The organism is Nostoc sp. (genome assembly GCF_036919555.1).
Classification (GTDB): domain Bacteria; phylum Cyanobacteriota; class Cyanobacteriia; order Cyanobacteriales; family Nostocaceae; genus Nostoc.
Map to the genome: position 1 here is coordinate 67,910 of NZ_JBALCS010000100.1, position 23,826 is coordinate 91,735.

Here is a 23,826-nt window from a genome sequence, read left to right on the forward strand (position 1 = left end):
TAGACGACTTTCGCTATTAGACTCAGAATTCATTCTGAGGCGAGCTAGATGAGAATGAAATAGTCCTGGAATGGCACTAAGTTAAAACACAGCCCTTACCCTGACTGGTTCCCAGCCTCTAGGCTGGGAAGCGATCGTGCGAGGCTCCGCCTCCAGTGGCAAGATGCGAGGCAGCAGCCCTCTCGGAATACATTCCCAGTCTTAAGACTGGGAACGAGGCAACACAAATGCCCAATGCCCAATGCCCAATCCCCAATCAAGTGCGTCCGGTGAGATTGGCAATTACAGCTGCTAACTCACCCGCATTAACTGGCTTGGGGACGTGGAGTTGAAAGCCTGCCAACAGGGCTTGTGTGCGATCTTCTGCCCTAGCATCGGCTGTCAGCGCCACTGCTGGAATTCGTCCTCCTTGATCTGTTGGCAGCGCCCTCACTTGACGAATTAGTGTGTAACCGTCTTCTTGGGGCATATCAATGTCGCTCACTAGTACATGGGGTTTAAATTCTTGCAGGGCAAGCAGTGCTTCAGAAGCAGATGCAGCTGCTATGACTTGGGTGCCATACTGCCTCAGAATTGTGGTGAGCAAATGACGCCCATCTGCCTCATCATCGACTATCAACACCCGCAAGTCATCTAAGTTCGGCAGGTAATTATTAGCCTCTTGGGTATCCACGGAAGATGAAAGCTCCTCTGCTGTATTAGTTTCTACATCAACGGCTTTCATTGGCAGATTGACAATAAATGTCGCCCCCTGTCCAATTCCTGGACTTTCGGCAGAGACTGTGCCACCGTGCAATTCTACCAAGTGGCGGACGATCGCTAATCCTAATCCTAATCCACCATGCGATCGCGTTTTGGAACTGTCGGCTTGACGAAAGCGTTCAAATACATGGGACAGGAATTCGGCAGCAATTCCCTCTCCCGTATCGCTCACCCGAATTTGCACATAGGATTGAATGCGCTGCAATTGTACATCAACTCTTCCCCCCTTGGGTGTAAACTTGACGGCGTTGGAGAGCAAATTCCACACAACCTGTTGCAAGCGGTTGGCATCACCCATAATTACCCCGACTTCCGGGTTGAATCTAGATTTGATGCTAATTTCTTTGCCCTGGGCTGCTGCACGCACAGTATCGATTGCTGCCTCTACGAGTGGTACAAGTTTTACCTGATGAATATTTAGATGAAGTGTACCTCTAATAATCCGCGAGACATCTAGGATATCTTCGATCAGTTGCGTCAGTGATTTGGTGTTACGCTCAATTGTCTCTAGTGCCCGGCCAGTAGTAGTCTGATCCAAATTGCGATTCCTAAGTAGCTGTGTCCAGCCCATTATGGTATTTAGGGGTGTGCGGAGTTCGTGAGAGAGTGTGGCGAGAAACTCATCTTTGATGCGGTTTGCGGCTTCGGCATCGGCGCGTGCTATCTGTTCGCGCTCAAGTAATTGTTTGCATTGTTGCTCTGCTTGCTTGCGTTCTGTGATGTCGCGTTGAGTTCCCCACGCTCTGACTAAAAGCCCTTTTTCGACAATTCCCACCAGATTATTCAAAAAATATTTGGAATTACCTTGCTGATCTATTTTGTGGGACTCTGCATCGATTAGTCGGTAGTTAGAACGGATAAAACTACGCAGGTATGCAATATTATCTGGATCGGAGGAAACGAGAAAGTCTTCTAGTCTGGCGCTGATCATTTCTTCGGCACGAGAATTGCCATACATCTGCGCCATAACATTGTTGCATTCTGCTAAGTAAACATATTGGTAAAAATGTTGAATTTGTTCATCTTCTGGACACTCTGGCGAAATTGGTACTTCCAGTTCGATGCACCAAATACCTTCTGAACTCTGCTCTAAAAAAGCGCGGTAGCGTTCTTCGCTTTTGCAAAGGGCAAGCTCTAGTTGTTTGCGTTCGCTTAAATCTAGTACAAAACTAATAATATTATCTGGATTATTTTCTAATAAAGCAGAACTTAACAGGATGGAAACGTGGCTGTGATCTTTGCGGATATATTCGTTCTCAAAGGGCTGACACACACCTTTGGTTGTGAGTTCTGCGATCGCGCGATCGTTAGCTTCAATATATTCTGGTGGTATCATGTCGCGCCATCGGACTCGCCCTGCTAGCAAATCCTGTTGTGAATAACCTACCATTTCTAAAAAAGCATCATTCGCCTCTGCGATCGCTCCGTCCATTTTGACTACAATTACCCCAATAATGTTGGAATCTACCAACCTTCTAAACCTGGCCTCACTCACCTGAAGATATTGTTTGGCAGTGCGTAACTCGGAATTGAGCAAGCTAATAAGTATTGTCACTAGCACAAACAAGCCTAACCGCACCATGCTATCTAGACTCGCAACAAACAGCGAAAATACTGGCTCTAAAAAAAAGTAGCTGACGGCTAAAGTAGACAAAGCGGTAGCCAGCAACCCTGCTTCCATGCCGCTATACCAGGCACTAACCGCCACGGCAGCAAAAAACAGCAGAAAAATAGTTGGTTCCAGTAGTGGCTGTAGCAATAGTGTTAGCAGCAATCCGCTACCAACAGCCAATAGTCCCACAGCATAACGCGCTAGCAGGAAACGTGTTCCTTTCAATGTGGCTTCTCCTTTTATGCAGCTAGCTAAAGGATTATTCCCAAAATCAGCTAGATAATGCTGCATCTACGCCCGTCGTAGACATCGCTCAACACCTATTATCAGGGGAAAAATACACATTTTAGCAGTTAGTTACTGCGAATCTATCTAAAGTCGTAAAACTCAGTTTTAGTAAAGGTACAATAGCTGATAATTATCACTCTAATTATATATATAATTTTTTAGTCTCTATCAAAAAGAATAGATTTATTAACTTTTTCAATTAATTCCCTTTAGTATATAAGTCATCATTTCACCTTTACCCTTAACCATAATTAAACCTCGTTTCTCCAAAAAGTATTTATCCTTTAAAAGCTGATAAGTTGCTTCACAAACCTGGATACTACCTGCTATACCATGTGATTCCATTCTACTAGCTGTATTAACTGTATCTCCCCAAAGGTCGTAGGCAAACTTTTTCAGCCCAATCACCCCTGCCACAACTGGCCCTGTACTAATGCCAATACGGATGCTAAAAGACTGGTTATTTTCTTCGTTAAACGTAGCTATAGCATTTTGCATATTCAAGGCCATGTTAGCTATTACTGGAGCATGGTTATTAGACTTATTTGGCAACCCCGCAACAGCCATATATGCATCGCCAATCGTCTTGATTTTCTCTACTCCATGACGTTCTGCTAATTGGTCGAACAAACAGAATATTGTATTTAATAACTCGACTAATTCGGCAGGAGATGTCCGAGTTGAAAGCTCTGTAAAGCCAACAATATCGGCAAATAGCACCGTAACTTCTAGAAAGCTATTGGCAATAGTTGTATACTGTTGTTTTAATTGTTCTACAATCATCTCTGGTAGAATATTTAGTAGCAGCATTTCTGATTTTTGCTGCGCTAGTTCCATTGCCTTACGGGCGTAAAATTCTTTTTTTCGCAAGCGTTCGTATAAATAGACAGAGAAGACACAAATTATGCAGGTCCAAAATAAGTATAAACCCTGCTCCATGTAAAAAGCGAATGGATTTTTTAATATAGGATTATATAAGATATATAAAATTAAATAGCAAACAATTGTTCCAATTTGCGAAATTAAATGTATCCACCATTGCACTGGAACGATTGTAGCCTGAGTGAGAAACATCAGAGTCCAAATATTACTTCTAGGTTCCAGACTATTAAACAACAAAGCTATATCAATTTGGACAGCACAAGTTACAGACCAGCATAAACTCAAAAAAATTAAGTTTGGGTAACGACGACCTATAGAGTTTTTACATAAACCCCAACAAATGAACGTGAATAGTTCTACTAAAAGACCGATTTTGAAGGCGTATATCTTGCCTTCTAATTGTGAATTTGCCCAAAGAAAAAAAGCGATCAAAGTCAAGCCAGCTACTAGGATAATCTGCGCTTGCAATTGCAGCCGTTTCAGCTGAAAGCTCTGTCGCTGTTCTTTGTAGGATTCGGCAAGATTATTGTTGGTTTGCCCATAGGACATTCCGTGACTAATGAGCGTATCTAGTTGGGTTTTGTCTGAGTTATTTGGATGAATCATGCACTTTTTGCGTTATTAGTAATTAAGGGAGTAGGGAGTGGGGCATGGCGAATGGAAATAATTACCAATGCCCAATGCCCAATGCCCAATGTCCAATGCCCAATGCCCAATACTCATGGTTCGCACCCCCACATTAAATTTTGATCGTGGCACATTAATTTTGCATCCACCACCACGCGGCAAAGGTTGGATGGATTATGCTACGTGGGATGATCGAGTTGAAAAATTCCGCATTCCGGCGATTAGATACCGATCGCTAGTGGAAGCACTACAAGCGGAAGATGTTAATTTTATCGATGAGGCCAAGCAATTTTATCCTGTAGATTTGGTTCCCAGCCTGGAAATGGAACCCTATGCCCACCAGACTGAGGCGCTAGCGGCTTGGAAACTGGCGGGTAGACTAGGGGTAGTTGTGCTTCCTACGGCGGCGGGAAAGACTTATTTGGCGCAAATGGCGATGCAGTCAACGCCACGCACGACGCTGATTGTGGTGCCAACTTTGGATTTAATGCATCAGTGGTATGCACACTTAGTAGCGGCTTTCCCTGATGCTGAGGTGGGATTGCTGGGGGGTGGTTCGCGGGATAGAACGGCTATTTTAGTTGCAACTTATGATAGTGCAGCAATTCACGCCGAAACGTTGGGAAATCAATATGCGTTGATTGTTTTTGATGAATGTCATCATTTACCGACAGATTTTAATCGGGTGATTGCTGAATATGCGATCGCACCTTATCGGCTGGGACTCTCCGCGACACCGGAACGCACTGATGGTAAACACGCTGACTTAAATATTCTCATTGGCCAAGAAGTATATCGCAAACGCGCTGAAGATTTGGCGGGAAAGGCGTTAGCAGAACATGAAATTGTTCAAATTAAGGTAAAGTTATCGCAACTTGAGCGGGAAAGATACAATCAACTAATTCAAACCCGCAACGACTTTTTGAAGCAATCTAAGATTTCTTTGGGGAGTCTTCAAGGTTGGCAAATGTTCGTGCAAATGAGTGCTAGATCGCAATCTGGACGTAGAGCTATGTTAGCGCACCGGGAAGCAAAAGATATCGCCTTGGGTACTGATGGTAAATTGCGAATTCTGGTTAATTTATTGGCAGAACATTATCCGGCAAGAATTTTGATTTTTACTGCTGATAATGCAACGGTTTACCGCATTTCTCAAGAGTTACTAATTCCGGCAATTACCCATCAAACTCCTGTAAAGGAACGGCATGAGATATTAACAAAGTTTCGAGAGGGTAAATATAATACTTTGGTTGCTTCTCATGTGTTGAATGAAGGTGTTGATGTGCCTGCGGCTTCTGTGGCAATTATTTTATCGGGAACGGGTTCGGCTAGGGAGTATACTCAGCGATTGGGGAGGGTTTTACGGAAGGGGAATATTGAGAATAAGCGGGCGATTTTATATGAGGTGGTGGCGGAGGATACGAGTGAGGAAGGGACTTCGGCGCGGCGGAGAGGGGAGAGGAGTAACGAACCACGAAGGCGCGTTCACGAAGTGTCTCGAAGAGAAGGACACGAAGGGAAGAAAGAGAATAAAGGGAAGTTAGAGGTTGTGTATGGGAGTGGGAAGGAAGGGAGTTTGAAGGCTGCGGAACAGTTAGAGATTAATTATTCAACTGGAAGTTCAAAATCTAAAATTCCAAATTCAGATGTTACCGACAGATTTACTGATGCATCGCCAAAACGGGGAGGAGATTATTCCGAAGAGACTGAAGATTGATCAGAAAACTTCGGAGTTGGCGATTGAGTTAATTAATTATTTTCAATCAGCAGTGGGGAAGACTCAGGGTGTGCTTGAGCGACAACTGACTGATTTTGAAGGAGATTCTACAGATTATCGGGTGAAGCGGGGATTAGCTTATATTCTCAAAAGCAGTTTTTGCACTTTTGAGGTAGTTAGTCCTTTGGAACCACAAATGTTAAGAGAACGGGTGTTTTCGCTAGCTTCAAAGTCTGTTTCTAGTCGGGAATCAACACAAGTTACTCTTGGTAAAGTTGCTGATGAGTTAACTCAAGAACTTGAACGGGAAGTTTTATTGGAACAGGTTCGGAATGGACTATATGCTGATTTATCTGAAAATAAGATTTTGACTGTGTTTGATGCACCAACAGCACCAGATTTGTTGAATCGATATAATTTATCTCAGGTACAGGGTGTGTTTTATAAGGCCAGTCAACTGGTGTTAAATGCTCATCGGAATGTTCCGGGTGAATATAAGCTGTTATTCCGCTATTTAAAGTTGTTTCAATTGATGGCTTATATTGAGGGCGATGCTGACCACGGGTTTACAATTACCATTGATGGGCCGACGAGTTTGTTTAGTTCTAGTACGCGGTATGGGTTAGCGATCGCAAAACTTATTCCTGCTTTACTTCACGTTACTAGATGGAGTCTTTCTTCGATTCTCCAAAGCCGCGACGCTTATACAAATACTTGGAAAACTGGACGTTTCACTCTCAATTCTGAATGTGGTTTGGTATCTCATTATCCACCAGGGAAGCCCTACGATAGTATGCTAGAAGCATCCTTTGCTGATAAGTGGGATGCGTTGAAAAGTGGTTGGGCGTTAGAGCGAGAAGTTGATTTGATCCCAATTCCCGGTAGCGTGATGATTCCCGATTTTCGCTTGGTGCATTCTGATGGACGCACTTTCTTATTAGAAATTGTTGGTTATTGGCGACCTGAATATTTACAAAAAAAGTTTTCTCAGGTGCGGCGGGCTGGACGTGACGACTTGATTTTGGCAATTTCTGAGCGACTTAATTTAGAAAAGGCGGGAGTAAAATTAAATGATGTCCCCGGAAGAATTGTTTGGTTTAAAGATAAGTTATTGCCGAAAGCTGTGTTAGCTGTGATGGATTGATTAAGGAGAAATGAGATGAAAAGTATAGAAACAATTGCCACGGTTACAAAAGATGGTAAGATTACAGCGCAATTACCATTGGATATTCCAGAGGGTGAACATCAGGTGGTAATAGTAATTGATGAAAAGCCTTTGGCAGAGAAAGCAGAGAGCAAGGAACAACGCCCTCCTCTAAACTTCCCTGTAGATAATTATGGTTATTGGCCTGAAAATCTTTCTCTAAGACGTGAGGATATGTATGGTGATTGGGGTCGCTAACTCTGTATTTCTGGACACGAACATTTTAGTGTATGCAAATGTGTCCGAATCTCCCTTTCACCAAGCAGCACTACAGGCTATTGAAAATCTTTATGACGCAGGAATTGAATTATGGATTAGTCGCCAGGTGTTGCGGGAATTCTTAATGACTCTTAGTCGTCCACAAGCATTGATGAATCCCCGACCTGTTGCGCTCATAATTGAGCGTACCCGATTTTTTCAAGCTCAATTTCGAGTAGCTGATGAAACCGCCCAAGTGACAGAAAGACTTTTATCTCTAATGGAGCAAATTACTATTGGTGGTAAGCAAGTTCATGATGCAAATATTGTTGCCACGATGCTAGTTTATGGCATTCCTCAGTTACTCACTCACAACATAGGTGATTTTGTAAGATTTTCTGGGTTAATTACTGTCTTGCCATTACAAGGTTAACGCCGTGTGCGACTTTATCTCAAACCTAACCCCCAACCCCTTCCCTACTAGCGTTGGGGAGCAAGAATCAAAGCCTCTCGACCTTTCGGGGAGAGGAATGGAAGCGGGGTTCCAATTTCGGTAATTGTACAATTCCACTGGCTAACCCCAAACGTTTCTGCGTTCCCAATATTGGACAACTCTTTTTTCCCACTGTTCCCAGTAATCTTTGATGACTGCTGATTCAAACCAAAATACCTCTGCTGGCATTTCTGGAATCGCTACTACCAAAAGAGCGTGCTTTAACTGAATACCATAATCTCGATAATACTCGTTAGCGGCTCCTATGTATGCCGTAAGTTGCAGTGGATGTTCATATAAATGCTCAATTGAGCCTTTGGGTTTGTCTGCTGTTTTCCACTCACAAATACAAGGAATACCTTGATAGCTGGCTATACAATCAACTTTGCCAGAATAACTCAAATCATGATGAAAAACAGAGCCTTCCACGAGTCTAACTGTGTCGATTTGTTGTAAAACTGGCTGGATACTCTCCCAATAAGGGCGACTCGCTTCGGGACAAACAGGGTTTTGTCCAAGGAGGTAGCGCTCAATTTGTTTGTGTGTTTGGGTTCCCCGACGGCTAGCAGTTGTAGTAATGCGGGTAGCTTCTTCTGTACCAACACGCGCTTTCCAGTTTAATAATCTGTCTCTGTCTGCTTGTGATTTGGTGGTATTAAGTATTGTAGTAACGCTAGGGAAGCGATTTCCGTTGGCATCTACATAATATTGTTTACCATTTTCTCTCTTGGCTGTGGCATTAATGCTTGGTAGCAGTTGGGTATCAAATTGCATCAGTTGGTGTGTTGACTTTAATGTGTGTGATATATTTCCGAAATAGACAGAGCTACATTTGTATCTCCAAGTGCAATTAACTATTTTATAATTATGGAACTTGTAACACTGACGGCGGCTGGAATCGCAACTCTTATTTTCTCAGAAGCCCTCAAAGAAGGAGGAAAAACTTTAGGAAAAGGTGTTTCAGAAAAAGTTGCTCAACTCTTGAATGCTATTCGTGAAAAGTTCCAGGCTGCGGGAACTGAAGGACTACTGACACGAGCGCAAGAAAATCCTATAGAGAAGAATACCTCAAAGTTCCAAGATGAACTGGAAACACAGATGGAAGAAGATGAAGCCTTTGCCAACCGTTTACAGGAATTAATGACGCAGCTTAAATCAAACGAAACGATTAATCAAATTGTTCTCAAGGGAGTTCAGGTAAAAGGTAAGGCTAAAGTAGGCGATATAGATTTGGCAGCCACGAGAGACGGTTCAGTGAATCAAGAAGCGGTGGTTGATTCTCAATTTGGCGACGATCTTGACGTTGGTGATGTGAACATAAAAGCCTAAAATCATGAACGATCGCCCTAACTCTGAGAAAATACAGCAGAGTGCGTTTGAAAATGTTCAAGCCCGCGATATCACAGTTGGGAGCTTTACCCAGAATGAAAACCAGGGGAAAACTCCCAAGGCAAAAGGTATTCCGCAAAATCTTCCCCTGAGTGGGGTGTTAAAGTTTGTTGGACGTGAAGCCGAACTGCAAACCCTTCACCAGATGTTGCAGGAAGATAATCAGGTGGCCATTGCAGCGATCGCTGGCATGGGTGGACTGGGTAAAACAGAATTGGCCTTACAATATGCAAAGGCTCACCGTGAAACTTACAAGGGTGGAATTTGCTGGTTACTGGCAAGGGCTGGAGATCTGGGCATTCAAGTTGTACAGTTTGCCAGAACGCAGCTTGACTTAAACCCGCCAGAGAATTTAACAGAAGATTCTAACCAAAAATTACTCGCGCAAGTCCAATATTGCTTTCGGCATTGGCGTGAGGGTGATGTGCTGCTAGTGTTGGATGATGTCAGTGATTACGAGCAAGTCAAGCCTTATCTACCATCGCCATCTTCCCGATTTAAAGTGCTGATGACTACACGTCAGTACTTTGGAGGCATAGCAAAATTATCTTTGGATGTGCTGCAACCAGAAGCGGCGCTGGAGTTATTAAAGTCTTTACTCAAAGATACACCGGGGCGAATTGAAAAAGAATTAGCTGTAGCAAATCAATTGTGTGAGTGGCTGGGATATTTGCCCTTGGGTTTGGAATTAGTGGGGCGATATCTAGCGCGGAAACGGGATTTGTCTGTAACAGAAATGTTGCGGCGATTGAAAGAAAAACGACTAGATGAGCGTTCCCTCTCTAAGTCCAAGTCAGAAGGTAACATGACAGGACAACGGGGTGTGTTAGCAGCTTTTGAGTTAAGTTGGCAGGAATTAGAGGATGATGACAAGCAGCTTGGTTGTTTGCTGAGTTTATTTGCCGCCGCACCTATATCTTGGAAATTGGTGGAACACTGTTTACCAGATGAAGACGAGGAAGAGTTAGAAGAAATTAGAGATGATAAGTTGTTGAATTTGCATTTACTTCAGCGCAAAGATGAGGGAGTTTATCAACTACATCCACTGCTAAGGGAGTTTTTTCAATATAAGCTTATAGATTTACAGCAAGCAGAGGAATTAAAGCGATCGCTTTGCCAAGTAATGGTAGTAGTAGCAAAAGATATTCCTCAGACACCCACATTGAGAGATATTGCTCAAGCAACTCTTGCCATCCCTCATCTTGCAGAAGCTGCCACAGTTTACCAAGCTTGGTTAAGCGATGATGATTTAATCTGTCCTTTTATAGGCTTGGGTAGATTTTACGAAGGTCAAGGAGCTTACACCCAAGCATTACCGTGGCGTGAACAATGTTTATCAGCTGCTAGAAAACGTTTTGGGGATGAACACCCTTCTGTGGCAATTAGCCTAAACGATTTGGCAGGACTCTACGATTCACAAGGAAAGTACAGCGAAGCCGAACCTTTGTACATCCAAGCTTTGTCCATATATAAACGCCTGCTGGGGGATGAACATCCAGATGTGGCAATTAGCCTGAACAATTTGGCAGAACTCTACCGTTTACAGGGAAGGTACAACGAAGCTGAACCTTTGTACATCCAAGCTTTATCCATGAGAAAACGCTTGCTGGGGGATGAACATCCAGATGTGGCACAAAGCGTAAACAATTTGGCAGGATTCTACGTTTTACAGGGAAGGTACAGCGATGCCGAACCTTTGTACATCGAAGCTTTGTCCATGAATAAACGCCTGCTGGAGAATGAACACCCAGATGTGGCACAAAGCCTGAACAATTTGGCAGAACTCTACCGTTTACAGGGAAGGTACAACGAAGCCGAACCTTTGTACAAGGAAGCTTTTTCAATGAGAAAACGCTTGCTGGGTGATGAACACCCAGATGTGGCACAAAGCCTGAACAGTTTGGCATTACTCTACCACTCACATGCAAGGTACAGCGATGCCGAACCTTTGTACAAGGAAGCTTTGTCCATCAGAAAACGCCTGCTGGGCGATGAACACCCAGATGTAGCAATTAGCCTGAACAATTTGGCAGAACTCTACCGTTTACAGGGAAGGTACAACGAAGCCGAACCTTTGTACAAGGAAGCTTTGTCCATGAGAAAACGCTTGCTGGGCGATGAACACCCAGATGTGGCACAAAGCCTGAACAATTTGGCATTACTCTACCACTCACATGCAAGGTACAGCGATGCCGAACCTTTGTACAAGGAAGCTTTGTCCATCAGAAAACGCCTGCTTGGAGATGAACACCCAGATGTGGCACAAAACCTGAACAATTTGGCAGCATGCTACTATTCACAGGAAAGGTACAGCGATGCCGAACCTTTGTTCATCCAAGCTTTATCCATGAGAAAACGCCTGCTGGGGGATGAACACCCAGATGTGGCATAAAACCTGAACAATTTGGCAGCATTCTACTATTCACAGGGAAGGTACAGCGATGCCGAACCTTTGTTCATCGAAGCTTTATCCATGAGAAAACGCTTGCTGGGGAATGAACACCCAGATGTGGCAATTAGCCTGAACAATTTGGCAAAACTCTACCATTTACAGGGAAGCTATAGCAAAGCCGAACCTTTGTTCATCCAGGCTTTGGATATTTGTGAGCAACAGTTAGGGGTTGATCATCCCCTAACTGTTAGTGTGCATGAAAATTTAGCAGATTTGCGCGATCGCCTCTCCTCAAATCAAGAATAGGCAAGTTTTGTGCAAAGCGTACCATGTTAAAAGTTAGATTTGCGATCGCCTGAATTCAACCGTTCGTTTTCTGAATTCGGCCCTTCGTTTTCTAAGACTGATCCCTCTCCTAAAACTGATTAAACTACATTCAGAGCGATCGCTTCTCGGCAAATCTGAACTCGGCGGTTAAAGAACTCCATAACTGGGGCGACTTTTACGTAATGCTTTGGCTAACCACCAAAAAGGTGATCGCCCATCTACCAGGAAAAACGATCGCATGAGTGGAACCTTATCTCAATCGTTAATTTCATGCTAAATTTGAGCTAAAATTATTCGGTAATTGCAGGTAATTTCAGGAGATTTACGATAATAATATCACCGTAAATCACGGCGGCAAAACTATGCTTCCAATTAAAAAACCGCCAAATGGCGGCTTTTCGTAATGGGCAGTACCAGACTCGAACTGATGACGTCCTGCTTGTAAGGCAGGCGCTCTACCAACTGAGCTAACCGCCCAATCCTTAACTACTATAGCAAAATATTTCGCGTTGCGCTAGTAGTTTTGGGAAAATCTTTTTTTCTCTTATACTGACTCAATATTCAGTTACTCAACACGGGCTAAACGCCCCGCTATCGCTAACAGGATTTAGGATGCCCTCTGGTCGGACGCACGATCGCATTACAATGTATGCTCTGCCGTTCGTGGCGGGCGTTACTTTCTGGCAGACTCGCAGTAGCAATGCGACTTTGTTGGTTGCAGGCGGATTTCTATTTGGAGGGCTGATGTTTGGCCCCGATTTGGATATTTACTCTGTGCAATTTCAACGCTGGGGTTTGTTGCGCTGGATTTGGCTACCTTATCAAAAAAGTCTCCGTCATCGTTCTTTTTTATCCCACGGGCCGATTATTGGCACGATCCTCCGGGTACTTTATCTCGGCTGTTTACTCGCTATCTTGGCAATTTTCGTGATCACGATCGCCGAAAGGTTATGGAATCTGAGTTTTACTTGGCAGGATTTGGGTAGAACTGTGGGGCGATCGCTCGTGGATTACGATACTGAATATATTGCTCTGTTTTTGGGGTTGGAACTCGGTGCGATGAGTCATTCTCTCAGCGATTGGGGGGGTTCGGCATACAAGCGCTTTCAAAAACAAGGGGTTAGGGGGTTGCTTCCTAGTGGCAAAATTAAGAAGCGGAAAGTGAGGAGTGGTCGGGCGAGATTGAAGAAATAATTTTTTTAACGCAAAGGAACGCTCAGGGAAGCGCAGGGGTAGGCTGAGGTATGGAAAATCAAGATGAGAGTTTGGTGGCTTTGCAGGAGTTGATTGAGGTAGTGGCGAAGTTGCGATCGCCTGATGGTGGTTGTCCTTGGGATTTGGCTCAAACTGCCCAAACGCTGATACCTTATGTCATTGAAGAAGCTTATGAGGTGGTGGACGCGATTAAGGGTGGGGATTGTGCTGCGATCGCAGAGGAGTTAGGCGATTTATTATTACAAGTGGTACTGCAAGCCCAAATTGCTAGCGAATCTGGAGAATTTTCCCTCAAAGAAATAACTCAGGGGATTTCCCAAAAGTTGATTCGCCGTCATCCCCATGTGTTTGGTGATGTGTCTGTTGCAAGTGTGGATGAGGTGCGGCAAAATTGGGAACAAATTAAAGCTGCCGAAAAAGGCGAAGCATTCGCAGACAGTCAAAAACTTAGTGCTAAACTCGCTCGTTATGGACGCACCCTTCCCCCACTGACGGCGGCGATGAAGATTTCTCAAAAGGCTGCGGCTATGGGGTTTGAATGGGAAAATATTCAGGGGGTCTGGGATAAGTTTGATGAGGAGTTGGGGGAGTTTCAACAGGCTCTAGCTGAGGAAACACCAGAACGACAACAAGCAGAATTAGGCGATTTACTGTTTGCGGTGATTCAGCTAGCCCGTTGGCATAATCTTGACCCTAGCGCTGCTTTGCAAGGCACCAATCAGCGATTTGTCCAGCGATTAGAAAAAATGGAGGCAGCTGTTGATCGTCCCTTTTCTGATTACAGTTTGGATGAGTTAGAAACTCTCTGGCAACAGGCAAAAGCCCAACTTGCCAAAGAGCAGTAATACATCCCATTTTACATTTGATTGGACTTTGGACAAAAAAGAGTAAGTTCGCGGAAATTCTACGCGAACAAAAGTAAAAGACTAGAGAAACATAAATTACTATGTCTCTCTAGTCTCTGGAACGCATAAATCATATTTAAGATTTTCAAGTTATCTATGTAATAATACTTAAAATATTTTGATCGATGTAAAATTAAAAGCTCTAATCTGTCTGTGTTTGATAATTACAGAATAAATGTTTTGAACCCAATCAAGCTTCACCCGATCAGAGTAATTATTGATAACCCAGATGGTTCACCCGATTGGAGGAAGACATACCAATAGAGATAAGAATGAAAATTCATGAATTGTGCTTACCAAGGATTTCGGGCAACGCATAATTAATTTCACCAGATGTCTAATCATCAACTCTGGTTGATAAGATGAGGAAAAAGTAAAGATTTGTGCTATGACTATTCTTGACATTGCTTCTCCCCTAATTACGATCGCAGGGCAAACCCGTCAAGCTGCAAGTAAGCTAGCGATCCTCTCCAGTGAGGCAAAAAATCAAGCACTTGAAGCGATCGCTCAAGCTTTAGAATCAGCTAGAGATGAAATTTTAAAGGCAAATGTTGCTGATTGTGAAGCTGCTACTGCCGATGGAATTTCCAAACCGCTTTATAAACGCTTGCAGTTGGATGAACATAAATTAAGAGATGCGATCGCTGGGGTACGAGATGTTGGTAAGCTAGCTGATCCAGTGGGTAAACTCCAGATTCACCGCGAACTAGACACTGGTTTGACTCTCAAGCGGATCACTTGTCCTTTAGGTGTTTTGGGGATTATTTTTGAAGCACGTCCAGAGGCGGCGATTCAAATTGTTTCCTTGGCGATCAAATCGGGCAATGGTGTAATCCTTAAAGGTGGAAAGGAAGCGGTGCGTTCTTGTGAAGCGATCGTTAAGGCAATTAAGCAAGGATTATCTCATACTGCTGTTAACCCTGATGCGGTACAGTTGCTAACAACTAGAGAAGAAACTCTAGAACTTTTGAAATTAGATAAATATGTAGATTTAATTATTCCTAGAGGTTCTAATTCCTTGGTGAGGTTAGTGCAGGAAAATACGCGCATTCCGGTACTAGGTCACGCCGATGGAATTTGTCATCTTTATATAGATAAAGCGGCTGATATTTCTAAAGCAGTTCCGATTACTGTCGATGCCAAAGCGCAATATCCTGCTGTTTGTAATGCGATTGAAACTTTGCTAGTTCACTCCTCTATTGCTAGAGAATTTTTACCAAAAGTTGCCGATGCTTTGCAAGAACGCCATGTGGAATTAAGAGGTGATAAAAGTACCTTAGCGATTTTGCCTAACATTACAACTGCAACAGAAACAGACTGGGAAACTGAATACAGCGATTTTATTTTGTCGATTAAGATTGTAGATTCTATAGAAGATGCGATCGCCCATATTAACGAATATGGTTCTCGTCATACTGACGCGATTATTACTGAAGATTCAGTATCTGTTGAAACTTTCTTTGGACTTGTCAATTCAGCCAATATCTTTCACAATTGTTCTACCCGATTTGCTGATGGTTTCCGCTATGGTTTCGGTGCAGAAGTCGGGATTAGTACACAACAAATGCCTCCCCGCGGCCCCGTTGGTTTAGAAGGATTAGTGACATACAAATATCAAATGACTGGCGATGGTCATATTGTAGCTACTTACACCGGAGCTAATGCTAAATTTTTTACTCATCAGGATTTGGGGTAAAACATCCTCAAAGTTATGGGCTTTAGTAATGGGATAAATACACCAATTTATCAAAACAGAATAAAGGCATCAGTCGTCAGAATTCATGCTGAATTTTGACCGAAAAAGCGGATAGCGCAGCGTAAAGCCTTCTCTTCTCTCAAGGGGAAACGCTACGCGAACGCCAACGGCATAGCAACTCTTAGAGACGCTACGCGTAGTTTGCTTCCCCAAAGGGGTATGCTTAGATCGAGTCTGCGAGCGTCTGAATAAACGGCGTTTTTGCACCCCTACTAAATCTACGATTTGATGGTCTTCTATTAGTGGTGGTAACAGAGCTTGCCTGCCCTGAGCCTACGTCCTACCCCTATGGGGAAGCAAGCTAGCAAGAGCGTCTCGTAGAGAAGGGTCGAAGTGCCGGTCTGAATCCTTCACTGATAGCCCAGTGTTAGCTCATCCGAGAGCGTCTTGATTCTGACTCATGAATTCTGACTTCTGAATACTTCTTCAAATGGTAAGCATTTTTTTTATGATCTATGATTGGGATATACTAACGACAACAGAGTATCATTTACACAAATTAGAGTGAGGTATTATGAGAGAACAAGTAAAAGTTATTAAGATCATCGGTAATTTAAACGCCACAACTTCACAAGAGTTTCGGCAAAAGATTACTGATATTTTAGTAAGTGGTGCGAAAATTGTATTAGTTGATTTTCAAGATGTAACATTTATGGATAGCTCAGGTTTGGGAGCTTTAGTATTAGCTTTCAAAACCTTGCGAGCCGCAGATACTAAGCTCGTTCTCTGCTCAGTTAATGAGCAAGTCAGGATATTATTTGAACTGACTAATATGGATAAAGTATTTGAAATCTTCCCCAGCCAAGAAGCATTTAATCAGGTTTTAGTCTCAAAGAATTAGTTAATTAAAGTTAATTTGCAAAATAGATAAATCATCATCAAAACCATCTTTGGAGTTCAGAGCGATTAAATAACTCAGTACGCGCTCAAGTTGGCAATCAACAGGATCTTGTAAGCTAACTAGTAGCTGAATAAAAGCATCCAAGCTCCAAAGTGTGCCATCTGATTTAGTGAGTTCATAAGCGCCATCACTAAAAATGTAAAGGGTACTGAATTTTTCAATATTGCAAAAGCCATCAACATATTTTGCCTCTGGAAACATCCCAACTGGCATACCGGGCGTTTTCAAGAGTTTAACTTCAGACTTCCTTGGAGATGTGCCGGTTACTAAAACTGCTGGTGGATGACCTGCACTAGCATAAATTAACTGGCGGTTGATTCGGTTGTAAACTCCGTACCAAATCGTAAAGTATTTGTCATTTTGATAATTCATCTGAAAGGTATCATTCAAAGCCTTCAATACATCACTAGGTTGATAATAATCCAGACTTTTGAGCGCACGAGAACGCAGCAGATTCAGCACTGAAACAGAGGGAAGAGTAGCTTTGAGGCCATGTCCGGCAGTATCCATTAAGTAAATTGCCAGATAATCAGCATCGAGCCAGTAGTAATCGAAACAATCACCGCCAAGTTGCCGCGAGGGAATGAATCGGAAATTTATATTGAAGGGTTCAGTCATGGAAAGAGGCAGCAGCGATCGCACATATTCTGCGGCTTCTGACATTTCTGATTCTAAAAGCAACTTTTGAGCTTGCAAATCTCTACTCAATTGATGCAGGCGTAATCCCGCTCTTACCCGTGCTTGTAATTCATTGTGCTCGATAGGTTTGGAGATAAAATCATCAGCACCAGCATCTAGACCTTTGACGCAATCGGCAACGGAATCTAAGGATGTTAATAAAATAAAGAATGTGGTATAAAATTTGGGGTCTTTCTTAATGCGATGGCAAACTTCCAGTCCACTCAACCCCGGCATGATCCAATCACAAATAATTAATGCTGGATTGTAAGCCAGTGCCTTTTCTATTCCTTCTTCGCCGCTACTGGCAGTAACTACCTCATAACCCTGTTTTTCTAACATCCTTTTCAGGAGTATTTTTATTGAATAGTCGTCATCAATTACTAGTATTTGAAACATAAAAAGTTGGATGAAACACTCATTAATAGTTGGCTGTAAAAATAGGAAATAAAAATATGATATCGACTAATTAGTTAGTAGTATATCCAGATATAATACTAACTAATTTATCTTTTTACGTCGAATTTATGACTGTTTAACAGTCATAAAACATTATGGTGCTGTCAGAGGATTTAACCACAAAAGAATATTGCTTTTTAGCTGATTCAAGTCGCGGTATGCTTCTTGCTTGAACCATTGCCCTAAGGCATCAAAGGGAGTGAAAAATGTTCCAGTTTGCCATTTAATATCTTGACCTAGAGGTGTTGTGTGAGTTCCTGGTAACGTTTGTGTTGTCACCATCTCATCAAAGCGTTCTTGTAAGATTTTGGTTAAAGCTGCCGATTGATCAATTGTGTCATTGCTAAATTTTATTAATAAATTGCGCCGGATATTGTAATGATCTTGGATAAGCTTGTTAGTTTCCAAAGGTGAGGGGGTAAACTCGATCGTAAAAGTAGAATTGAACTGTTCTACTAAGGGGATAGCTTCTTTTGCGGCGTAGTTGTTGAAGGATATTAAAATATTGCCTGCGCGTTCTACTTTAAAGAGGCTACCAATGAGCAAGTGAAGTTTACAACCCATACTGTGTCCAATGCCGTAGATGGGGAAGTAAAGCTTGCGTAATGCTCCAGAGTCATGTAAGCGTTCGAGAGTGCGGTCAAAGTTTAGCAGTACGGATTGTGCGATCGCAGTATGATCCAATGTATTGACGAAAGGCGTAGCAATTACAACATAACCTTTACTTGCCAGTTCTTCCAGTAACCAGCGATAAGTGATGTGCGGTGCAGTGGCGACAAATGCACCTCCTAAAAAATGGATGATACCGATGGGATTTCGGGGAATGATTACCCAGTTACCTCTGATTTCTTTCCAGTCCATGCGGATAAGCGATCGCTTTACGAATATTCTTTATGTTAGACCGGAGATCGCAACCGTGGGAAGGATTATGGAAAAAGCCATTGAGAATATCTGGTGAGTCGGTTACGTTGCCTTAACCTGAGCATGTAGGCTTTGTCTAATTCACTTCTTTTACCCACGTTGCCCTGAGTATTAGTTTTAACGCTGAGTCTGTAATCTTTTCATTTCGTCTTGCACATCTAACGCAATTTGTAATGCTTCATTGAGCAACCTTCCATGTTCGGTAGCCTGTTCGGTTACTTGCATGGCTGTTAAAGTTGCTAAATTGTTGACGAATAATTCTGTATTACTAAGGATAAAGCTCTTATGCTCCCTCAAAATCCTTTCTGTCTTCAAAGCGCGAACTAAATCAGCTTTGGTGAGTTTAAGCGCTTCGATAACACCTTCCCTTTCCTTTATAACTACTTCTGGATTACCAGCTTCTTCTATTTGGTCATTAATATCTATTACTCTAATAACAGTATTATATCTACTCACCTCATTTAACAGAGTTTGCAGAGATTTTGTCATATTAATTTTGACAATTTTCTTTCTAGTTTTCCAGATTAAATATAAGATAGTTTGCGTAAGTCCGCCAACCCAAAGACCTAAGATAATTAACAATATCCAAGATGGAACTGTGATCCACGTCACAAAAAATTTAATAATTATATCAAATAAAATATAGACAAAAACAAATGTAGAAAATCCAATAAAAACTACAGTTGCACCTTCAGAGCTTTTCAGCTTTTGGATATATATATTTGCTAATAGTTTCAGAGGATTTGTGATGATTAAAAGTTGCTCATTGACAGGCAAATTAGCCAGCTTTTGTAGTTCATCCTGACTAATTTCCAAGCCCTGTAAATCATCCCGCACAGCTTTTCAACCCTTGCCAGAATAGTTATCTAATCTAATATAGCAATCAAATTTCTAGAATGCTGGCATTTTGTCTAAACTTTTTCAGGCAAGTCAATACTTCTAGTAAAGTCAGGATTTTTTGTACAATACGATACTTTATTCTGACTCCTTAATTCTGAATTCTTCTTAAAGTAAACAGCGTTCAATCGTCGCTACAACTGATCGAGAAAGAGTATCAAAATCGTAACCACCTTCTAAGCCAAATACAATTTTACGAGTTACGCCTAGACAATAATCAGTAAACAAAGCGTAGTCTTCTGGCTGCAAATTGATACTTGCCAAAGGATCTGCGGCATTGCCATCATAGCCAGCACTCACAATCAGTAAATCCGCTTGAAAGTTAGCTAAAAACGGTACGACCTGTCTTTCAAATAGTGGCTGATATACTGCAATATCACTACCAGGGGGTACAGGTAAATTTAAGACATTATTATGAAAGCCGCGTTCTGTCGATCTTCCAGTACCGGGATAGCATGGGTACTGATGTAGGGAACAGTAGGCGATGCGTGCTTCAGTTTCAACGATCGCCTGAGTACCATTACCGTGATGCACATCCCAATCGAGGATGGCGACGCGGTTAATTCCAGGTTGTTCCAGGGCAAATAAAGCGGCGATCGCTGCATTAGAAAATAGGCAAAAGCCCATCCCCGCATCACTTTCTGCATGGTGTCCTGGGGGACGCGCCAATACAAAAGCCGGATTAGCCGACTTTAGGACAGCCTCAACTCCATCTAACCAGGCACTGACTGCCAACAATGCCACATCATAACTGCGCGGGGAAACTGGCGTATCTCCATCCAAAGGACCGCCGCCACTAGAAGCGATTTGCCAAAGTTTTTTGATGTAGGCTGGGCTATGGGCTTTCACTAACACAGATATCAGTGATGGCTGTTCTGATGCTGGTGTCGGCTCACGCCAGGTAATTTTATCTGCGAATATAGCTGCTTTTAGGGCAGTAGCGATCGCTATCAAGCGTTCTGGTCTTTCGGGATGATATTTTCCAGTCTTGTGATCTAAAAATTCGTCGGAATAAATGACTGGCAGCATAGAACGAAAAAGGTTGGCAGCAAAACAATCAATGCTATTGTATCGTCACTGGTACAAACAGTTTTCCCTATCCCCTGTTCCCTTTCATAAAGTACTAGAATGTTGGGCGTTTACTTTCGAGAATTTCTGTTGCAATCTTTGCAGAAAGTGGCCGGTAGAATAAAAAGCCCTGTACATCGTCACAGTTGATCGATCTCAAGAACGCCAGTTCCTCTTCTGTTTCTACCCCTTCGGCTGTCAACTTCAATCCCAAGCTCTGTCCCAAGCCAACTATGGCCTTGATAATATGAGCAACTTTGACATCGTGCGTCAAATCTTGAATAAAAGACTTATCTATTTTCAGATTGTGGAGTGGCAAAAGCTGTAGGCGCGAGAGTGAGGAATGACCCGTACCAAAGTCATCAATGGAGATGTAAACACCCATCTGCTGTAAATTCTCTAACACCGTTTTGGTAAAATCTAAATTTTCAATGGCTGTGCTTTCGGTAATTTCTAATTCTAAAAAGCGGGCTTCTAGCGCCGTTTGTTCTAACATTTCGGCTATAATCTCCAGCAATTTGGGTTGGCGGAACTGCTTCAGAGAAAGATTGACAGCGATCGTTATCGGTGGCAATCCCATATCTTGCCAGGTTTTATTTTGGCTACAAGCTGTCCGCAGCACCCATTCGCCGATGGGGACAATTAATCCACTTTCTTCGGCGAGGGGAATGAAGACACTGGGTGCGACCAACCCCATCTCTGGGTGCTGCCAACGCAACAGAGCTTCCATACCAGTAATTTCTTCTGTGGCAATGTTCACACGAGGTTGATAGTATACCGTAAATTCTTTACGTTCTAGGGCATAGCGCAAGCTCTTTTCTAAAGTCAGGAGTTCAGGATTTTTGGCGCTCAGGGAAACACTGTAGAATTGGTAGTTATTCCGCCCTTTGTCTTTGGCGTAGTATAAAGCGGCATCTGCGTGCTGAATTAGTGTTTCGGCATCAGGACTGTTGCTATCAAGCAATGCAATACCGAGGCTGGCAGTCACATAAAGTTCATGCCCTTGGAGATGGAAAGCATCCTCTAAGGCTTGTAACATTCTATTCGCCACCAGCGTTACTTCTTCAATATCATTGACTCGCGGGAGTAAGATAGTGAATTCATCACCTCCCCAACGGGCTATGGTGTCTCCGCCTCTGAGTGAGTCTTGTAATCTTTGAGCGACGCTTTCTAACAATTGATCTCCCAGAGTGTGCCCCAAAGTGTCATTAATCACCTTGAAACGATCCAGGTCGAGAAAGATCACAGCTAAACTTTCCCCATTCCGAGTGGCGTTGGGCAGGGTTTTAGTGAGCAGTTCGTTAAATAGTAGGCGATTGGGCAACCCTGTCAGCAGGTCATGGAGGGCTTGATAGCGAATCTTTTCTTCTACTTGCTGACGCTGCTGCGTACCAATGATACTGGCGGCCATTGTCAAAAGGGTAGATTCTTCGTGCCTAGACCAATGACGCTCAAAGGTGCAGTCTGCCAAGCCAAGATAACCCCAGAACTCCTTCTCGAAGCAAAGAGGGACTAGGAGAAGGGATTGAATGCCATCTCTAATCAGGAATTCTTGTTCGGCGATCGGAAATTTTTGGGTGAGTCCGCTAATCGCCTGGCCGCTAGAAAGAACAGTATACCAACGAGCTAATCCAGAAGCTTGATAAGGCTGATTCTGCCAATGCTGGTGGGTAGATTCAAGAAAGGAGTGTGTCCATTCAAACCGTAGGCTGACTGCCATTTCCCCTGTAACAGGATGGGGATGGTTTTGAAAGAGATAGGCACGATCTGCCTTGGCTGCTTGGCCCAATACAGCTAGAGCTCGATCAATACCAGTTTCGTAATTTATTTCCCCCAGCAAATAATTAGCGGCTTCCGCAACTGCTTGTAGCAAGCGATCGCGCTGACGCAGTTCAGCTGTCGCCTGTTTTTGCTCTGTAATATCCCTAATAATAAAAGTTCTAATTAAATCACTTTCAGGAAGGTAGAGAACCGATTGTTCAAAAACTTCTGCGCCTACTTCCACCTCCCGCACAAAAGAATTTTTTTCTAGATTCTTAACTCCACTCAGAAGTCCGGTTAATATCGGGTGTTGCGTGCCAACTTCCCGAAGTTTGGGAAACTTGAGAGTTGCGGCTGGATTGAGATAAGTAACTGTTCCCTCAAAATCCATCTCAATAATTGGATTCGGGATGAGTTCAGGAAAGGATGCTAGGCGAGCTAGGGCGGATTCACTAGCGGCTTCAAAAGTGGTATCAACAGCTAGGGTTTGAAAAGGATTGGCAGGACTGGCTTGCTCTGATAAGAAACCAGATAAGTCTTCAACATCATGAGATTCAGAAAATGCTTCTTCTGAGAGGTTGGAAATAGCATAATATTTAGCTTGAGCTTGATTTCCGCCAAAGGCGATGATATCTCCGTTTCTGAGATTATGAGAAAAGCATTTAGTCCCATTTACAAATAAGCCATTAGTACTTGCTTTTCCCTTGTAGTTGCCATCAATAATCTGGAAGCCGTATTGGTCAGTCTCTGGAACAGTTACTCGCAATAAAATTGCATGTTGCATTGATACTGACCGGGAAGCCAAGACAATAGTGTTTGCGGGATGCCGCCCCAGAGAATAAGTAGTTTCTTGCAAGGGGACAGTTCGCTGCCCTTCCAGGTCTTGAATGACCAACAGATGGCGTATTTTTTCCCGCTCATTTCCTAGCATGGCTGTTCCTCAAATTCTTATATCCTTATGTATTAGTCTGAAAAATACTACTCCCAGAAGTACAGACTTTCAGTCTGCACTTCTGGGGAGATTTGCTCAATCAAAGTTGTCACCGTCGGTGATTTCAAAATTAGTTTGAGGGTGCAAACTAGCCTTTCTGTTCATGATTAACTGCACTCAGTCCCGATTCCTGAGTCAATTAAAAATTACTCAGTAGTTATGTACTTGGTACATACCCTGCTGTTCTGTTGCTCCCCTTGGAGGCGGTCTTTTAACCCACATTCCACACGGGCTAAAGCATAGCTATCCGCTAACGAAATTCAGCACTCTTCATCTTCTGGAATGAGATGGCTAATTGTTCAATCAGTTTTTGCGGTAAAAGTTCTAGCTGTTTTCTCCACTCATACATAAGTTATAAACTTTGTCCCTTCGTCTATATCATC

The 23,826-nt window shown here is 42.9% G+C and carries 17 protein-coding genes, 1 tRNA gene and 1 pseudogene; 10 read left to right on the plus strand and 9 right to left on the minus strand.

Features of this window, described 5'->3' with window-relative positions:
- Nucleotides 1-256: 256 nt before the first annotated feature.
- Together V7K36_RS28310 and V7K36_RS28315 are read right to left on the minus strand one after the other, a co-directional pair.
- Nucleotides 257-2,599 (minus strand): hybrid sensor histidine kinase/response regulator, encoded by a 2,343-nt coding sequence (locus V7K36_RS28310; protein WP_335120985.1) that lies wholly within the window; start codon nt 2,597-2,599, stop codon nt 257-259.
- A 258-nt stretch (nt 2,600-2,857) separates the two neighbouring features.
- Complete coding sequence (locus V7K36_RS28315) at nt 2,858-4,150, minus strand: adenylate/guanylate cyclase domain-containing protein (protein WP_335120986.1); 1,293 nt, start codon at nt 4,148-4,150, stop codon at nt 2,858-2,860.
- 115 nt (nt 4,151-4,265) lie between these two features.
- Between V7K36_RS28315 and V7K36_RS28320 the strand changes: the two genes are divergently transcribed.
- The 4 genes from V7K36_RS28320 to V7K36_RS28335 are packed head-to-tail and all read left to right on the plus strand — an operon-like array spanning nt 4,266 to nt 7,723.
- The gene (locus V7K36_RS28320; protein WP_335121012.1) at nt 4,266-5,888 is read left to right on the plus strand and encodes a DEAD/DEAH box helicase; all 1,623 of its coding nucleotides are present in this window, start codon (nt 4,266-4,268) and stop codon (nt 5,886-5,888) included.
- Nucleotides 5,818-7,032 (plus strand): DUF790 family protein, encoded by a 1,215-nt coding sequence (locus V7K36_RS28325; RefSeq protein WP_335120987.1) that lies wholly within the window; start codon nt 5,818-5,820, stop codon nt 7,030-7,032. Before V7K36_RS28320 ends, V7K36_RS28325 begins: the two co-directional genes overlap by 71 nt.
- Nucleotides 7,033-7,047: 15 nt before the next feature.
- Complete coding sequence (locus V7K36_RS28330; RefSeq protein WP_335120988.1) at nt 7,048-7,290, plus strand: hypothetical protein; 243 nt, start codon at nt 7,048-7,050, stop codon at nt 7,288-7,290.
- Entirely contained in the window at nt 7,271-7,723 is a 453-nt protein-coding gene (locus tag V7K36_RS28335) for a type II toxin-antitoxin system VapC family toxin (protein WP_335120989.1), read from the plus strand. The genes V7K36_RS28330 and V7K36_RS28335 overlap by 20 nt, the downstream gene beginning before the upstream one ends.
- A gap of 141 nt (nt 7,724-7,864) precedes the next feature.
- On the opposite strand, the gene V7K36_RS28340 is transcribed toward V7K36_RS28335, so the two are convergent.
- Nucleotides 7,865-8,557 (minus strand): PD-(D/E)XK nuclease family protein, encoded by a 693-nt coding sequence (locus V7K36_RS28340; protein WP_335120990.1) that lies wholly within the window; start codon nt 8,555-8,557, stop codon nt 7,865-7,867.
- Nucleotides 8,558-8,650: 93 nt separating this feature from the next.
- Between V7K36_RS28340 and V7K36_RS28345 the strand changes: the two genes are divergently transcribed.
- Together V7K36_RS28345 and V7K36_RS28350 are read left to right on the plus strand one after the other, a co-directional pair.
- Nucleotides 8,651-9,112, plus strand: coding sequence for a hypothetical protein (locus tag V7K36_RS28345; RefSeq protein WP_335120991.1), 462 nt, complete (start codon nt 8,651-8,653; stop codon nt 9,110-9,112).
- Nucleotides 9,113-9,269: 157 nt separating this feature from the next.
- A pseudogene (locus V7K36_RS28350) lies at nt 9,270-11,870 on the plus strand (tetratricopeptide repeat protein).
- 425 nt (nt 11,871-12,295) lie between these two features.
- Here V7K36_RS28350 and V7K36_RS28360 read toward each other — a convergent pair.
- Nucleotides 12,296-12,368 (minus strand) — tRNA-Val (locus V7K36_RS28360).
- 135 nt (nt 12,369-12,503) lie between these two features.
- Here V7K36_RS28360 and V7K36_RS28365 point away from each other — a divergent pair.
- The 4 genes from V7K36_RS28365 to V7K36_RS28380 all read left to right on the plus strand — a co-directional run bounded on the left by V7K36_RS28365 (nt 12,504) and on the right by V7K36_RS28380 (nt 16,608).
- Nucleotides 12,504-13,085 (plus strand): metal-binding protein, encoded by a 582-nt coding sequence (locus V7K36_RS28365; RefSeq protein WP_335120994.1) that lies wholly within the window; start codon nt 12,504-12,506, stop codon nt 13,083-13,085.
- A 50-nt stretch (nt 13,086-13,135) separates the two neighbouring features.
- The gene (gene mazG, locus V7K36_RS28370; protein WP_335120995.1) at nt 13,136-13,951 is read left to right on the plus strand and encodes a nucleoside triphosphate pyrophosphohydrolase; all 816 of its coding nucleotides are present in this window, start codon (nt 13,136-13,138) and stop codon (nt 13,949-13,951) included.
- 448 nt (nt 13,952-14,399) lie between these two features.
- Nucleotides 14,400-15,707: a glutamate-5-semialdehyde dehydrogenase gene (locus V7K36_RS28375; protein ID WP_335120996.1), complete on the plus strand. Its 1,308-nt coding sequence runs from the start codon at nt 14,400-14,402 to the stop codon at nt 15,705-15,707.
- Nucleotides 15,708-16,281: 574 nt separating this feature from the next.
- Complete coding sequence (locus tag V7K36_RS28380) at nt 16,282-16,608, plus strand: STAS domain-containing protein (RefSeq protein WP_335120997.1); 327 nt, start codon at nt 16,282-16,284, stop codon at nt 16,606-16,608.
- On the opposite strand, the gene V7K36_RS28385 is transcribed toward V7K36_RS28380, so the two are convergent.
- The 5 genes from V7K36_RS28385 to V7K36_RS28405 form a co-directional block, all read right to left on the minus strand.
- A complete protein-coding gene (locus V7K36_RS28385; RefSeq protein ID WP_334939956.1) occupies nt 16,609-17,745 on the minus strand; it encodes a PP2C family protein-serine/threonine phosphatase in 1,137 nt (378 codons plus the stop codon).
- Nucleotides 17,746-17,898: 153 nt separating this feature from the next.
- On the minus strand, nt 17,899-18,666 hold the full coding sequence (locus V7K36_RS28390; RefSeq protein WP_335120998.1) for a DUF1350 family protein: 768 nt from the start codon (nt 18,664-18,666) through the stop codon (nt 17,899-17,901).
- A 177-nt stretch (nt 18,667-18,843) separates the two neighbouring features.
- On the minus strand, nt 18,844-19,563 hold the full coding sequence (locus tag V7K36_RS28395; protein WP_335120999.1) for a hypothetical protein: 720 nt from the start codon (nt 19,561-19,563) through the stop codon (nt 18,844-18,846).
- Between the two features lie 168 nt (nt 19,564-19,731).
- Nucleotides 19,732-20,652, minus strand: a complete 921-nt coding sequence (locus V7K36_RS28400) for a histone deacetylase family protein (RefSeq protein WP_335121000.1) — start codon at nt 20,650-20,652, stop codon at nt 19,732-19,734.
- A gap of 94 nt (nt 20,653-20,746) precedes the next feature.
- Nucleotides 20,747-23,383 carry an EAL domain-containing protein gene (locus tag V7K36_RS28405; RefSeq protein WP_335121001.1) on the minus strand — a complete coding sequence of 879 codons (2,637 nt, stop codon included), beginning with the start codon at nt 23,381-23,383 and terminating at the stop codon, nt 20,747-20,749.
- Between the last annotated feature and the right edge of the window lie 443 nt (nt 23,384-23,826).

What these genes read in the sequence shown, in the direction of transcription:
- V7K36_RS28400 (WP_335121000.1), bottom strand. Translation starts at nt 20,652, where the DNA reads ATGCTGCCAGTCATTTATTCCGACGAATTTTTAGATCACAAGACTGGA.
- V7K36_RS28330 (WP_335120988.1), top strand. Translation starts at nt 7,048, where the DNA reads ATGAAAAGTATAGAAACAATTGCCACGGTTACAAAAGATGGTAAGATT.
- V7K36_RS28385 (WP_334939956.1), bottom strand. Translation starts at nt 17,745, where the DNA reads ATGTTTCAAATACTAGTAATTGATGACGACTATTCAATAAAAATACTC.
- V7K36_RS28325 (WP_335120987.1), top strand. Translation starts at nt 5,818, where the DNA reads ATGTTACCGACAGATTTACTGATGCATCGCCAAAACGGGGAGGAGATT.
- V7K36_RS28320 (WP_335121012.1), top strand. Translation starts at nt 4,266, where the DNA reads ATGGTTCGCACCCCCACATTAAATTTTGATCGTGGCACATTAATTTTG.
- V7K36_RS28340 (WP_335120990.1), bottom strand. Translation starts at nt 8,557, where the DNA reads ATGCAATTTGATACCCAACTGCTACCAAGCATTAATGCCACAGCCAAG.
- V7K36_RS28335 (WP_335120989.1), top strand. Translation starts at nt 7,271, where the DNA reads ATGGTGATTGGGGTCGCTAACTCTGTATTTCTGGACACGAACATTTTA.
- V7K36_RS28390 (WP_335120998.1), bottom strand. Translation starts at nt 18,666, where the DNA reads ATGGACTGGAAAGAAATCAGAGGTAACTGGGTAATCATTCCCCGAAAT.
- V7K36_RS28405 (WP_335121001.1), bottom strand. Translation starts at nt 23,383, where the DNA reads ATGCTAGGAAATGAGCGGGAAAAAATACGCCATCTGTTGGTCATTCAA.
- V7K36_RS28365 (WP_335120994.1), top strand. Translation starts at nt 12,504, where the DNA reads ATGCCCTCTGGTCGGACGCACGATCGCATTACAATGTATGCTCTGCCG.
- V7K36_RS28345 (WP_335120991.1), top strand. Translation starts at nt 8,651, where the DNA reads ATGGAACTTGTAACACTGACGGCGGCTGGAATCGCAACTCTTATTTTC.
- V7K36_RS28315 (WP_335120986.1), bottom strand. Translation starts at nt 4,150, where the DNA reads ATGATTCATCCAAATAACTCAGACAAAACCCAACTAGATACGCTCATT.
- V7K36_RS28380 (WP_335120997.1), top strand. Translation starts at nt 16,282, where the DNA reads ATGAGAGAACAAGTAAAAGTTATTAAGATCATCGGTAATTTAAACGCC.
- V7K36_RS28375 (WP_335120996.1), top strand. Translation starts at nt 14,400, where the DNA reads ATGACTATTCTTGACATTGCTTCTCCCCTAATTACGATCGCAGGGCAA.
- mazG (WP_335120995.1), top strand. Translation starts at nt 13,136, where the DNA reads ATGGAAAATCAAGATGAGAGTTTGGTGGCTTTGCAGGAGTTGATTGAG.